The organism is Nocardia transvalensis NBRC 15921 (assembly GCF_000308875.1).
In the GTDB taxonomy this organism is placed as follows: Bacteria; Actinomycetota; Actinomycetes; order Mycobacteriales; family Mycobacteriaceae; genus Nocardia; species Nocardia transvalensis.
On sequence record NZ_BAGL01000061.1, the window covers coordinates 107876 to 121294 of the forward strand.

Consider the following 13419-nt stretch of genomic DNA (forward strand, 5'->3'; position numbering starts at 1 on the left):
ACTCGTGCGAGTGCCGCGCATCAGCCCGCCACGATCGCGGTCAGGATCAGCCCGTCGCCGATCAGCCAGCGCCCGTCGAACGCGGCCAGGGGCGCGCCGCCGTCGTTCGCCTGTCCGGGCACGAGGATCTTGCTGTGAAAGGTTCCGGCGCTGCCGGAGTCGTCGATGGTGAAGGTGATGTGCGCGTCCTCGAAGCCCAGCCAGCGCAGCGTCAGCGGGAACCACGCCTTGTAGGTGGCCTCCTTGGCGCAGAACAGCAACCGGTCCATGTGCAGGCCGGTCGCCGGGATCGCGCCCTTCAGCCACTCCCGTTCCGGCGGCAGGCTCACCGACTCCAGCACGCCCTCGGGCAGGGTGTCGTGCGGTTCGGCGTCGATGCCGACCGAGCGCCAGCGCAGCCGGTGCGCGAGGGCCGCGGCGCGGTACCCGTCGCAGTGGGTCAGGCTGCCGACGACGCCGCTCGGGAACAGCGGCATTCCCCGCTCCCCCTTGCCGATCGCCACCTGCGGCTCACCGAGTTGTGCGAGCGCCTCCCGCGCGCAGTACCGCGCGCCGATGAAATCCCGGCGCCGCTTCTCCACCGACTTCGCGATCAGGTGCTCCTCGCCGGGATGCGGCTTCAGCTCCTCCGGATACCGCACCAGCTCCGCCGCCGCCACACCCTCGGGCAGTATGCCGCCGATAAGGCGCGCCGACACCCGATCCACCCGCTCCTCGATGACCGCCTCCTGACTCGACACCTACTCGACACGAGGGTAGCCGAGGACGCGGACCGCCGATCGAGGTGCGCGCCGGTCTCCGATCACCTACCGTGGCCCGAATCACATCCGTGGACCGCCGGGCGGCTTCGGATGTGACGCACGGATCTTCCGAGGAGGTAGTGGTGACGGCCGAGGATACGGAAGACGGGCACGCGCCGCGGACCGCCGAGGACTCCGGGACGGCCGTGCGCGGGCAGCTGCGCCGGGGCGCGCTGCGCTCGCGGCACCTCACCATGATCGCGCTGGGCGGCATCATCGGCGCGAGCCTGTTCGTGGGCAGCGGATCGGTCATCGCCACGGCCGGACCGGCCGCGATCGTGTCGTACTCGATCGGGGGCGTCCTCGTCGCCCTCGTCATGCGGATGCTCGGCGAGATGGCCGTCGCGCGACCGGCGCTCGGATCGTTCATGGAGTACGCGCGGGTGGCGCTCGGCGATCGCGCCGGATTCGTCGTCGGCTGGCTGTACTGGTACTTCTGGGTCGGGGTGGTGGCCTTCGAGGCGGTGGTCGGCGGGCGCATCATCGGCGGCTGGACCGGCGGTCCCGCATGGGTTTTCGCGGTCGGGCTGATGCTGTTGCTTACGGCCTCCAACCTGCTGTCGGTGCGGTCGTTCGGGGAGACGGAATTCTGGCTCGCGTCGATCAAGATCACCACGATCGTGGTGTTCCTGGTGGTCGGGGTGCTGTATGTGCTGGGCCTGCTGCCGGATTCGCGGCTGTCGGTGTCGAATATCGGGTACGGCGGATTCTTCGCCCAGGGCGCGTATCCGGTGTTGCAGGGTGTCGTCGTGGTGATCTTCGCGTACTTCGGCACCGAGATCGTCACGATGGCCGCGGCGGAGTCGCGTCAGCCGGCCCGCGCGATCGCGCGCGCGACCAACACGATCGTGTGGCGCATCCTGATCTTCTACGTCGGCTCGGTGGCGCTGCTGGTGATGATCACGCCGTGGCCCGACATCCCGTCCACCTCGAGCCCGTACGCCACGGCCTTCGACCGGTTCGGCCTGCCCGCCGCGTCCACGATCATCGATGCGGTCGTGTTGTCGGCGGCGTTGTCGGTCCTGAACTCGGGGCTCTACACCGCCTCTCGGATGGTGTACGCGCTCGGCGGGAACGGGTGGGCACCGGCGTGGGCGACCGACACCACCCGACGCGGAGTGCCGTGGAAGGCGATCCTGCTGAGCACGGTGGTCGGCTACTTCGCCATCCTGATGAACTACGTCTCCCCCGACCGGGTCTTCGCGTTCATCATGAACTCGGCGGGCGCGGTCGCGCTGTTCGTCTACATCATCATCGCGCTGTCGCAGATCAGGCTGCGCAACCGGCTGACGCGGGAGGGACGGTTCGACACCTCGCTGCGGATGTGGCTGCATCCCTGGCTCAGCGTCCTGTCGATCGCCGCCATCGTCGCGATCCTGGCGACCATGGGCTACATGTCCGATACGCGGTCGCAGTTCTACCTCAGCCTGGTCAGCGTGGCGGTCCTGCTCGTCGCGTTCCCGATCGTCCAGCGTCATCGACGAAGGAGTCGGGTGAGCCCCTACCCTCGGTGATCATGACGTCCGCGATTGTCCGCCCTGCCCTTGCCTCCGACGAACCGTTTCTCTGGACCATGTTGTTCGAGGCGTCGCATGCCGCCGAGCAGCAGATGGAGGTGGACGACCTGCGGTCCGTGCCCGAGCTGGCTCGCTACGTCGAGAAGTGGGGCGGCGCGGGCGATCTCGGCGTGATCGGGTGCGAGGAGGGCGGAACCATGCTGGGAGCGGCGTGGATTCGGCTGTTCGACGCGCGGAACGCCGCCTACGGATACGTCGACGACCGCACTCCCGAACTCGCCGTCGGGGTGGTGCCGCGGGCACGCGGCACCGGCCTGGGAACCATGATGCTGAACCGCCTGCTCGACAGTGCCGCGGCCGACCACGACGCCGTCTGCTTGAGCGTGCGCGAGAACAACCCCGCGCGACGGCTCTACGAACGCCTCGGTTTCGTGTACGTGCCCGGTTCCGAGAAGACCAACCGCGTCGGCACCACCAGCATCACCATGGTGCGACGCCTCGGCTGACGGCCCGGCTCAGGCCAGGCCGCGGCGGCGATCGGCCTGGCGGCGCATCTCGGCGGCGGCGGACCGCATTGCCGCGGTGATCTTGAAGTGGCCGCCCCACTCGTTCAGGTCGCCGGGGCCGTACTCCGGCGCGGGCAGGATCTGGCGCAGCAGTTTGTCGGGCAGGCCGCGGCGCTGCCACTCGCGCGGGTAGCCCAGCGACACCTCTTCGTGGCGGACGCCGTCGTAGTAGGTGGTGCGCGGGATGTGGAGGTGGCCGTAGACCGAGCAGACCGCGTTGTAGCGGGTGTGCCAGTCCGCGGTCAGTTCCGTCCCGCACCACAGCGAGAATTCCGGATAGAACAGCATCCGGGTGGGCTCGCGGTTCAGCGGGAAGTGGTTGATCAGCACGACCGGAGCGCCGGGCGCCAACTCGTCGAGCCGGCGGCGGGTGTACTGCACGCGCGCGTGGCACCAGGCGTCGCGGGTCACGTACGGGTCCGGGGACAGCAGGAATTCGTCGGTCGCGACGACATTGCGGTCGCGGGCGATGGCCATCGCCTCGGCCTTCGTGGTGGCCCCGTCCGGCCGCCAGGAGTAGTCGTAGAGCACGAACAGCGGCGCGACCGTGACCCGGCCGCCGTACTGCTCGGCCCCCGCGCCCTCCCAGACCGGGAACGGGTCCTCGGGCGTCAGCACGTCCAGGTCGCGGCACAGCGACACCAGGTAGTCGTAGCGGGCCGCGCCGTGCATCTGCACGGGATCCTTGACGGTGGTCCACAATTCGTGGTTGCCCGGCACCCAGATCACCTTCGCGAACCGGCGGCGCAGCGTCTCCAGCGCCCAGCGGATGTCGTCGGTCTTCTCCGCCACGTCACCCGCGACGATCAGCCAGTCCTCGGGGGAATCCGCCCTGATCTGCTCGACGACGGGTTTGTTGCCCTGGTGCCCGACATGGATATCGCTCACGGCCATCAACTTCGGAGTCACCCGGCACTACCCTCTCTACTCGCCTACCGCGCCTGCATGCGCCAACCGCGGCGATCCCCTCCACATTCCCACGGGTGATCAGGTGCTGCCTTCGCGACCCCCGGCGGCGCCATCGGTGACAGCGGCGTCGGGTGCTGCCACTTCGGCCTGTTCGATACCGCCGGTGAAGGCGCCGGCGGTGGCCGCGAGGGCGGTGCTGCCGGCGATCCGGGCGGGCAGGTGCGGGTCGGGGGGTGTGCGCAGCAGGACCAGCTGGTGGTAGAGCGGGGCGGTCGCGGCGATCAGCAGGGCGCGCGCGTCGGTGCCGGGCGGGATCTCGCCGCGCCCGATCGCCCGCTCGACCACGATCTCGCAGTCCGCGTACCGGCCCTCCCACAGCCGCCGCAGCGCGCGGGCGGCCTCGTCGGAGCGGAACGACACCGCGATCAGGGCCGCGGCGATCGACGGCCGTTCGAGCAGCGACTGCTGGATCTCCTCGTTCAGCGCCGCGAGATCGCCGCGCAGCGAGCCGGTGTCGGCCGGATGCCAGTCCAGGTCGCCGGCCGCGTCCACGACGTCGGCGAGCAGACCCCCGACGTCCCGCCAGCGGCGGTACACCGTGGCGCGGTGCACGCCCGCCCGCGCCGCGACGGTGTCCACGGTGAGTGCGTCGTAGCCGGATTCGGTCAGCTCGGCGCTGACCGCGTCGAGCACCTGGGCGCGGATGCGGGCGGTGCGGCCACCCGGCCGCGGCCGGGCCGGTGCGGTGGAATCTCCTGGTCGCGGTGCGGAATTCATGGACGGTGATCCGATGGCTTGACGGGATGAGACCATCACGCTACCTTAGTGCAACAATTGTCGCACTAAGTGAGGTTATGCCGATGCTCATTCGAAGTGTTCGCCCGGTCCTGCGGTCCCGTGTGGCCGCGTCCTCGAATGCTTCGGAGCGTGTTCATGCCCACTCAGATCACCGCGCACGCGGTCAGCAAGTCCTTCGGCGGCAAGCCGGTTCTCGAGGCGGTGACCTGCTCGCTCCTCGCGGGTGAGCGCACCGGCATCGTCGGGGAGAACGGCTCCGGCAAGACCACCCTGCTGCGCCTGTTCGCCGGGTGCGAACGGCCCGACGAGGGCGAGATCGTCGTCCACGCCGAGGGCGGTATCGGCTATCTCGCCCAGGACGAGCGGCTGCCGGCGGAACTGACCGTCCAGCAGGTCATCGACCGGTCCCTGGGCGATCTGCGCGCCATCGAGCGACGCATGCGCCTGCTGGAGGCCGCCATGGCTGACGGCGACGATTCCGCGATGACCGAATACGGCGAACTCACAACGGTTTTCGAGCTGCGTGACGGGTACGACGCCGACGCCCGGGTGGAACGTGCCCTGCACGGCCTGGGCCTCGGGGTGGTGCGCCGCGACCGCACGGTCGGCGGGCTGTCCGGCGGCGAGCAGGTCCGGTTGCGGCTGGCCGCGGTCCTGGCGGCCGGGCCCGAGGTGCTGCTGCTCGACGAGCCCACCAACCATCTCGACGACGATGCCCTGACCTGGTTGGAGGACCATCTGCGCACCCGGCGCGGCACCACCGTCACGGTCTCGCACGACCGGGTCTTCCTCGAGCGCGTCACCACCGGCCTGCTGGAGGTCGACGGGGATACGCGGCGGGTGGTCCGCTACGGCAACGGCTACACCGGATACCTCGCGGAGAAGGCGGCGGCGCGGGCGCGATGGGAGCAGTCGTACGCCCGCTGGCAGGACGACACAGCGCGGCTGCGGGAGACCGCCGCGACCACCGCGCGCCAGGTCGCGCCCGGCCGGGCGATGCGGGACAACAACAAGATGGCCTACGACCGCGCGGGCGGACGGGTGCAGCAGTCGCTGGCGTCCCGCGTCCGCAATGCCGAGGAGCGGTTGCGCCGCCTGCTCGCGGATCCGGTGCCGCCGCCCCCGGCGCCGCTGCGCTTCACCCCGGCGCTGCGCACCGGCAACACCGGCGGCGTCGTGCTGGAGGCCACCGGCGTCACCGTCGCCGATCGCCTCGAACCGATGAATATCACTGTCGCCGTGGGTGATCGGCTGCTCGTCACGGGACCGAACGGGGCGGGCAAGACGACGCTGCTGCGCGTGCTGGCCGGCGACCTCGCGGCGGACGCCGGGACCGTCGTCCGCCGCGGCCGGGTCGGGTACCTCGCTCAGGAGCCTCGGGTCGCCGATCCCGGGGAGACGCTGCTCGCGGCGTTCGCCCGGGGTCGGCGCGGGGTTCCCGCCGAACACACCGAGCGGCTGATGTCGCTGGGCCTGTTCGCCCGTAGCCAGCTCACGACGCGCGTGGCCGACCTGTCCACCGGGCAGCGGCAGCGGCTCGCCGTGGCGCGGCTGGTCACCGAGCCCGCGGACGTCCTGCTGCTCGACGAACCCACCAACCACCTGTCCCCCGGCCTCATCGAGGAACTGGAGACCGCCTTGGCCGACTACCGGGGCGCGCTCGTGATCGTCAGTCACGACCGCCGCCTGCGCCGGAACTGGGTCGGCGACCGGCTCGACCTGCGAACCGTGGCCTCCCCCACCCTCTGACACCCCCGGCGAGCAACCGCCGCAGACCTGAAAAGAGTGATGTCCCTTGCCTTCCCACCCTGCCCATATCGCCATGGTCGGCATTCCCGTCATCAGCCACGTCCTGCCCGGTCTCGCGGTCATCCGTGAACTGGTGGCGCGCGGGCACCGCGTGACCTACGCCAACGATCCGGCGGTCGCCGACGTGATCGCGGAAACCGGTGCGGAGTTCGTGCCCTGCACCTCCACGCTTCCGGTGGCCGACAACGACTGGCCAGACGATCCGATCGCCGCGATGAGCCTGTTCCTGGACAACGCCATACACGCGCTGCCGCAGCTGCGCGCGGCCTACGACCCGGACCCCGCGGACCTCTACCTGTACGACATCGGCGCGTACGCCGCCCGTGCCGTGGCCGAGGCGCAGGGACGTCCCGTGCTGCACCTGTCCCCGACCTTCGTGGGCTGGGACGGCTACGACGAGGAGGTCGCGGCGCCGCTGTTCCAGCTGCCGGGCGCGGAGCGGTACCGGTCGCGCTTCGCGGAGTGGCTCACCGAGTGCGGGGCGTCCACCACCGACTCGCTCGAGTTCTCCGGGAATCCCGGGCGGGCGGTGGCGCTCATCCCCCGGGCCATGCAACCGCAGGCCGACCGGGTCGACAGCGAGTCCGTGACGTTCGTCGGCCCGTGCTTCGACCCGGCGGACGGGGACGGCTGGATTCGACCGGCCGCGGCGGAGAACGTCCTGCTGATCTCCCTCGGCTCGGCCTACACCCGGCAGCCGGAGTTCTACCGGCAGTGCGTAGCGGCCTTCGGCGACCTGCCGGGCTGGCACGTGGTGCTCCAGATCGGCAAATACACCGACCCACGGGAACTCGGCGTCGTCCCGGACAACATCGAGGTACATCCCTGGGTCCCGCAGCGGGCGATCCTGGACCAGGCCGACGCCTTCGTCACCCACGTCGGCATGGGCGGCTGTGGCGAGGGCCTGCTCGCGGGGGTGCCGATGATCGCGGTTCCCCAGGCCGCCGAACAGTTCATGAACGCCGACCGGCTGGTGGAACTGGGCGTGGCCCAGCGCATCGACACCGCCGAGGCGACCGCCGCGACACTACGAAAGGCCCTGCACGACTTGGTCACCGACGCGGAGGTCGCCCGGCGCTCGGCCCGCCTGCGCGCCGACGCCCTCGCCGAGGGCGGGACCGCCCGCGCCGCCGACCTCATCGAAGCCATGCTGAATCCGGTCTAAGAGTTACCCCGCCCCGCGGGTATCTCGGCGCCCACCCGGGCCCATCGGCCCGAAAGGGTGCGGGCGGTCACCGCGATCGCGCGCAGGACGATGAAGGCGGACAGGCCCGTCCAGATCCCGGCGATGCCCCAGTCGAAGGCCAGCGACAGCCAGATGACGGGGAGGAATCCGATCAGGGCCGCGCCCATGGTGGTGTTGCGCAGGTAGGCGGCGTCGCCCGCGCCCAGCAGGACGCCGTCGAGCGCGAAGACCACGCCCGCCACCGGGATGAGGGCGACGAAGAACCACCAGATGACGTGCGTGCGGTCGATGACCGCCGGGTCGGTGGTGAACAGTGCGGGCACCAAGGAGTAGCCGAGGGCGAAGAACACGGCCAGCGCCAGCGCGAACAACGTCGACCACGCCGTGATCCGCCGGGCCAGCCGCTCGGCTCCGCGCGCGTGGCCCGCGCCGAGCGCCGCGCCCGTCAGCGTCTGCGCCGCGATGGCGAGCGAATCCAGTGCCAGCGAAATGAAGTTCCACAGTTGCAGCACGAGCTGATGCGCCGCGACCGAGGCCGCGCCGAACCGGGACGCCACCGCCCCCGCGGAGACGAAACACGCTTGGAATGCCAGGCTGCGCACGATCAGATCGCGTCCCAGCACCAGCTGCGCGCGCATGATCGCGGGCCGCGGCGCCAGCGGGACGCGCTCGGAACGCCGCTCAGGGAACAGGCACTCCCGCACCAGCGCACCCAGGAACAGGGCGGCCGCGATCACCTGCCCGATCACATTGGCGACCGCCGACCCCTCCAGTCCCAGCCGCGGCGCACCGAGCAGACCGTGCACCAGGACCGGGCACAGCACCGCCGAAATCGCCAGCCCCGCAACGACATACGCGAGCGGTCGGCGTGTCTGCTGTACCCCGCGCAGCCAGCCGTTACCGGCCATGGTGAGCAGGATCAGCGGCACCCCGAACAGCGCGATCCGCAACCATCCGCGCGCCTCGCCGGCGATATCCGCACCGCCCGCGATCAGATCCGTGATCGGCCCCGCGAACGCTTGCAGCACAACCAGAATCAGCGCGCCGATACCGATGGCGGCCCAGCTGGCCTGCACGCCCTCCTCGACCGCGCCGCGCCGGTCCCCCGCCCCGAACCGCCGCGCCGACCGCGCCGTGGTGCCGTAGGTCAGAAACGTCAACTGCGTACTGACCTGCCCGAGTATCAGCCCGCCCACCGCCAGCCCCGCCAGCGCCAACGCCCCCAGCCGCCCCACCACGGCCATATCCCACAGCAGGTAGATCGGTTCCGCGACAAGCACTCCCAGCGTGGGCACCGCGATCCCCAGAATCCGCCGCGGGCCGGCATCGGACGGATCGTCGACCACGGTCGCGGTCTCGTCACCAGCGCTCATCGCCGACCCTCGCGCACAAGACATCCCTTTCCCGCCTCGCGCACCAGACATCCATTTTCCCGGCGTGCCCGCATCTCGTTGTCCCGGCGTGCTTTTGGCCGGGACCCACCACCTGTGGATTCCGGCCAAAAGCGTGCCGGAAAAATGGGAGTGGGACAGAGGGCGCGAGCCGTCACGGGCGCAGTTCCGCCAGCAATGCCGTGACCAGGTCTTCTGGGGTGCCGGTGGTGGTGTAACCCGCGGCGTAGCGGTGGCCGCCGCCGCCCAGGCGGGTCGCGACCTGGGCCACGTCGACGCCGTCGTCCAGGCCGACGCCGGTGTCGCGGGAGCGCAGGGAGACGGTCCACAGGCCGGGGGCGGTGCGGGACTCCTTGAAGACGGCGGCGATGGCGGCCTCGGAGGTGGTGCGGACGACGTCGATGACGCTCTCCACCTCCTCCGAGCGCAGCCCGGCGACATCCTCGCAGCGCACGAACGCGTACACCAGCCCGGCGCCGTCGGCCGCCTCGGATTCGAGCTGCGCCGACCCGAGCACGCGCGACAGCATCGGCAACCAGCCGAACGGGTGGGTGTCCATGAGCGTCCGGGTGATCCCCGCGCCATCGATCCCCGTCGACAGCAAACGATCAGCCAGCTTGTGGGTCCCCGGCCCCGCCCACCGGAAGCAGCCGGTATCGGTGACCAGGCCCGCGAACAGGCAGTAGGCGATCGACCGGTCGATCGGCTCACCCCACGCGTCGAAGACCCGCGCCAGCAGGCTGGTGGTCGACTCGGCCGTCTCGTCGATGACGTTCACGGTGCCGAACCGGGTATTGGACCGGTGGTGGTCGAGCACCAGAGTCGTTGCCGCGCCCGATATCCGGTCGGCCAGAGTACCCAGCCGACCGGCGCTGCCGCAGTCCACGGCCACCAGCAGATCCACCTCGTCCGGCACCTCCGCGGGCGGCACGAGGAATTCGATGCCGGGGAGCGATCGCATCGAGGCCGGTAACTCCGCCGGCTCCGCGAACGACACCCGCACCGGCACCCCGCGCCGGTGCAGCACCTGCGCCAGCGCCAGCCCGCTGCCGACCGTATCGGCGTCGGGCTGCACATGGCACAGCACCGTCACCGATCGCGCGGCGTCCAGAACCTCGACCGCCGCGGCCAGATCCGCCGCCGGCTTTACTGCTGTCATCGCACAAGCCTCGACCGCCCGGTGGCGGTCAGTCTTCCTCGTCGCTCTTATAGGGGTCGGCCGCACCGGCGTAGGTCGCGTCGGACGCCACCTGCGCCACCTTTTCGTCGGCCGCGCGGGCCCGCGCCAGCAGCTCCTCCATCTGCCGCGCCGCATCGGGCACGGTGTCCAGGACGAAGCTCAGGCTGGGCGTGAACTTGATGCCGGTGGCGGCGCCGACCTTCGAGCGCAAGACGCCCTTGGCCTTCTCCAGCCCCGCCGCGGCGCCCGGGAAGTCGGGCTCAGCGTCGATCGTCTCGCCCATCACCGTGTAGTACACGGTGGCCTCCCGGAGATCACCGGTCACCTTCGCGTCGGTGACGGTGATGAAACGCAACCGTGGATCCTTGATCTCGTACTCGATGGCGGTACCGACGATATTGACGATCCGCTTCGCGAGCCGGCGTGCCCTGGCCTGATCCACCATGGCCGACCCTCCTTATTGGTAGCTAGTCTTCGGGTCCGAAGATCCGGCGGCGCACTGCCAGCAACTGTAACTCCGGACGGGCCGCCACGTGGCGTTCACACCGGTCGAGCACCTCTGTGAGATGCCCCATCTCGGAACTGACCATGGCGATACCCAGCAGCGCGCGACGGTATAGGTCCTGCTCTCCGGCCTCGGCCGCGCACACGCCGAAGCGCTGCAACTCGGCCAGGACGGGACGGATGACGGAGCGCTTCTGCTTCAACGTATGCACGTCGCCGAGCAAGACGTCGAACTCCAAAGCCCCGACGAACAACGGCTCACCTCATTTATCGCGCAGCCCGCGCCGGGCGAATCGAATTCGCCCGGCGCGGTCTCCACCCATCTCAGTCCCGAGGCTTCTCGCGAAGCTCGTAGGCCTCGATGATGTCGCCTTCCTTGATGTCGTTGTACCGCAACGTCATACCGCATTCGAAGCCCTCGCGAGCCTCCATGACGTCGTCCTTCTCGCGGCGCAGCGACTCGATCGTCGTATCGGCGATCACCACGTTGTCGCGGAGCAGGCGCGCCTTGGCGTTACGCTTGACCAGCCCGGAGGTGACCATGCAACCGGCGATGTTGCCGAACTTCGAGGAACGGAAGATCGCGCGGATCTCGGCGCGACCCAGCTCGACCTCCTCGTAGATCGGCTTGAGCATGCCCTTGAGGGCCTTCTCGATCTCGTCGATGGCCTGGTAGATCACCGAGTAGTACCGGATGTCGACGCCCTCGCGGTTGGCCAGCTCGTTGGCCTTGCCCTCCGCGCGCACGTTGAACCCGATGATGATCGCGTTGGACGCCGACGCCAGGTTGACGTTGGTCTCGGTGACGCCACCGACACCGCGGTCGATGACGCGCAGCCGCACCTCGTCGCTGATCTCGATGCCGAGCAGCGCCTCCTCGAGGGCCTCGACCGTACCGGAGTTGTCGCCCTTGATGATCAGGTTGAGCTCCGAGGTCTCCTTCAGAGCGGCATCCAGATCTTCCAGGCTGATCCGCTTGCGGCTGCGGGCGGCCAGCGCGTTGCGCTTGCGCGCCGCGCGCCGGTCGGCGATCTGCCGCGCGATCCGATCCTCGTCGACCACGAGCAGGTTGTCACCGGCGCCCGGCACCGACGTGAAGCCGATGACCTGCACCGGCCGCGACGGCAGCGCCTCGTGGACGTCCTCACCGTGCTCGTCGACCATGCGGCGCACGCGACCGTAGGCGTCGCCCGCCACGATCGAGTCGCCGACGTGCAGCGTGCCGCGCTGGATGAGCACGGTCGCCACCGGGCCGCGGCCGCGGTCGAGGTGCGCCTCGATGGCGACACCCTGCGCGTCCTGCTCCGGGTTGGCCCGCAGATCCAGTGCCGCGTCCGCGGTCAGGACCACGGCCTCGAGCAGCGCCTCGATATTGGTGCCCTGGCGCGCGGAGATGTCGACGAACATGGTCTCGCCGCCGTACTCCTCCGACACCAGCCCGTACTCGGTCAGCTGCTGGCGGATCTTCGCCGGGTTGGCGCCTTCCTTATCGATCTTGTTGACCGCCACCACGATCGGCACGTCGGCCGCCTGCGCGTGGTTGATGGCCTCCACCGTCTGCGGCATGACGCCGTCGTCGGCGGCGACCACCAGCACCGCGATATCGGTGGCCTTCGCACCGCGGGCACGCATGGCGGTGAACGCCTCGTGACCCGGGGTGTCGATGAAGGTGATCAGGCGCTCGTTGTCGGACACATTGGCCATGACCTGGTAGGCGCCGATGTGCTGGGTGATGCCGCCGGCCTCGCCCTCGCGGACGTTGGTCTTGCGGATGGTGTCCAGCAGTCGGGTCTTACCGTGATCGACGTGGCCCATGACGGTGACCACCGGCGGACGGACCTGCAGGTCGTCCTCGTTGCCCTCGTCCTCGCCGTAGGTGAGATCGAAGCTCTCCAGCAGCTCGCGGTCCTCGTCCTCGGGCGAGACCACGTGCACGACGTAGTTCATCTCGCCGCCGAGCAGCTCGAAGATCTCGTCGTTGACCGACTGGGTCGCGGTCACCATCTCACCGAGGTTGAACAGCACCTGGACCAGCGAGGCCGGGTTGGCGTTGATCTTCTCGGCGAAGTCCGACAGCGAGGCGCCGCGGGCGAGGCGAATGATCTCGCCGTTGCCGCGGGGCAGCCGCACGCCGCCGACCGACGGAGCCTGCATGTTCTCGTATTCGGCGCGCTTCGCCCGCTTCGACTTGCGGCCCTTGCGAGGCGCGCCGCCGGGACGACCGAAGGCGCCTGCCGCGCCACCGCGGCCGCCGGGGCCACCGGGACGGCCACCGCCACCGGGACGACCGCGGAAACCGCCGCCGGCCGCGGGAGCACCCGCACCGGCGCCGCCGCCACCGCCGCCACCGCGGTAGTTACCGCCACCGCCGCCACCGGGACGACCGCCGCCGGGGCCACCACCGGGACGACCCGGACGGCCTCCGCCGCCACCACCGGCCGGACCCGGACGCGCGGCGCGCTGCGGCATCGCACCCGGATTCGGGCGCGGGGGCATCGAGCCGGGGCTGGGCCGCGGGCCGGACGGCCGCTGGCCGCCGCCCTGTCCGGCCGGACGCGGCGCGTTGCCCGGAGACGGGCGCGGGCCGCCCTGCGACGGACCCGGGCGCGGGCCGGGAGCCGGACGCGGTGCGGGCCGCGTCGGGGGCCGAGCTGAACGGGTTGTTGCCGACGCGCGGGGGCTTCGGTCCGGGCTTGGGGCCGGGACGGTGGCCGGGCTGCGCCGGAGCGCTGCCCTTGGCCTGGCCGCCGGGGCGCGGG

Annotated in this window: 11 protein-coding genes and 1 pseudogene; 4 read left to right on the forward strand and 8 right to left on the reverse strand. The window is 70.5% G+C overall.

Annotated elements, in window-relative coordinates:
- Nucleotides 1–20 precede the first annotated feature (20 nt).
- Complete coding sequence (gene npt, locus ON41_RS21310; RefSeq protein WP_276325750.1) at nt 21–740, reverse strand: 4'-phosphopantetheinyl transferase Npt; 720 nt, start codon at nt 738–740, stop codon at nt 21–23.
- Between the two features lie 143 nt (nt 741–883).
- Here npt and ON41_RS21315 point away from each other — a divergent pair, with 143 nt between their 5' ends.
- Together ON41_RS21315 and ON41_RS21320 are read left to right on the forward strand one after the other, a co-directional pair.
- Nucleotides 884–2314 carry an amino acid permease gene (locus tag ON41_RS21315; protein ID WP_246829572.1) on the forward strand — a complete coding sequence of 477 codons (1431 nt, stop codon included), beginning with the start codon at nt 884–886 and terminating at the stop codon, nt 2312–2314.
- A gap of 2 nt (nt 2315–2316) precedes the next feature.
- Nucleotides 2317–2823, forward strand: a complete 507-nt coding sequence (locus ON41_RS21320; protein WP_040749496.1) for a GNAT family N-acetyltransferase — start codon at nt 2317–2319, stop codon at nt 2821–2823.
- 9 nt (nt 2824–2832) lie between these two features.
- Here ON41_RS21320 and ON41_RS21325 read toward each other — a convergent pair whose 3' ends face one another.
- Both ON41_RS21325 and ON41_RS21330 read right to left on the reverse strand, forming a co-directional pair.
- Complete coding sequence (locus ON41_RS21325; RefSeq protein WP_083905515.1) at nt 2833–3792, reverse strand: metallophosphoesterase family protein; 960 nt, start codon at nt 3790–3792, stop codon at nt 2833–2835.
- A gap of 78 nt (nt 3793–3870) precedes the next feature.
- The gene (locus tag ON41_RS21330; RefSeq protein ID WP_083905516.1) at nt 3871–4569 is read right to left on the reverse strand and encodes a TetR/AcrR family transcriptional regulator; all 699 of its coding nucleotides are present in this window, start codon (nt 4567–4569) and stop codon (nt 3871–3873) included.
- 156 nt (nt 4570–4725) lie between these two features.
- Here ON41_RS21330 and abc-f point away from each other — a divergent pair, with 156 nt between their 5' ends.
- The gene (gene abc-f / locus ON41_RS21335; RefSeq protein ID WP_174411345.1) at nt 4726–6339 is read left to right on the forward strand and encodes a ribosomal protection-like ABC-F family protein; all 1614 of its coding nucleotides are present in this window, start codon (nt 4726–4728) and stop codon (nt 6337–6339) included.
- Between the two features lie 73 nt (nt 6340–6412).
- Nucleotides 6413–7564: a macrolide family glycosyltransferase gene (locus ON41_RS21340; protein ID WP_040749456.1), complete on the forward strand. Its 1152-nt coding sequence runs from the start codon at nt 6413–6415 to the stop codon at nt 7562–7564.
- On the opposite strand, the gene ON41_RS21345 is transcribed toward ON41_RS21340, so the two are convergent.
- From ON41_RS21345 to infB, 5 genes and pseudogenes are all read right to left on the reverse strand, one after another.
- Complete coding sequence (locus tag ON41_RS21345; protein WP_051162077.1) at nt 7561–8958, reverse strand: MATE family efflux transporter; 1398 nt, start codon at nt 8956–8958, stop codon at nt 7561–7563. The genes ON41_RS21340 and ON41_RS21345 overlap by 4 nt on opposite strands.
- A gap of 172 nt (nt 8959–9130) precedes the next feature.
- Complete coding sequence (locus ON41_RS21350; protein ID WP_040749457.1) at nt 9131–10135, reverse strand: DHH family phosphoesterase; 1005 nt, start codon at nt 10133–10135, stop codon at nt 9131–9133.
- A gap of 28 nt (nt 10136–10163) precedes the next feature.
- On the reverse strand, nt 10164–10601 hold the full coding sequence (gene rbfA, locus ON41_RS21355; protein ID WP_040749458.1) for a 30S ribosome-binding factor RbfA: 438 nt from the start codon (nt 10599–10601) through the stop codon (nt 10164–10166).
- 22 nt (nt 10602–10623) lie between these two features.
- Nucleotides 10624–10914 (reverse strand): DUF503 domain-containing protein, encoded by a 291-nt coding sequence (locus ON41_RS21360; RefSeq protein ID WP_040749459.1) that lies wholly within the window; start codon nt 10912–10914, stop codon nt 10624–10626.
- Nucleotides 10915–10984: 70 nt separating this feature from the next.
- Nucleotides 10985–13419, reverse strand: a pseudogene (gene infB / locus ON41_RS21365) (translation initiation factor IF-2); the annotation flags it as partial.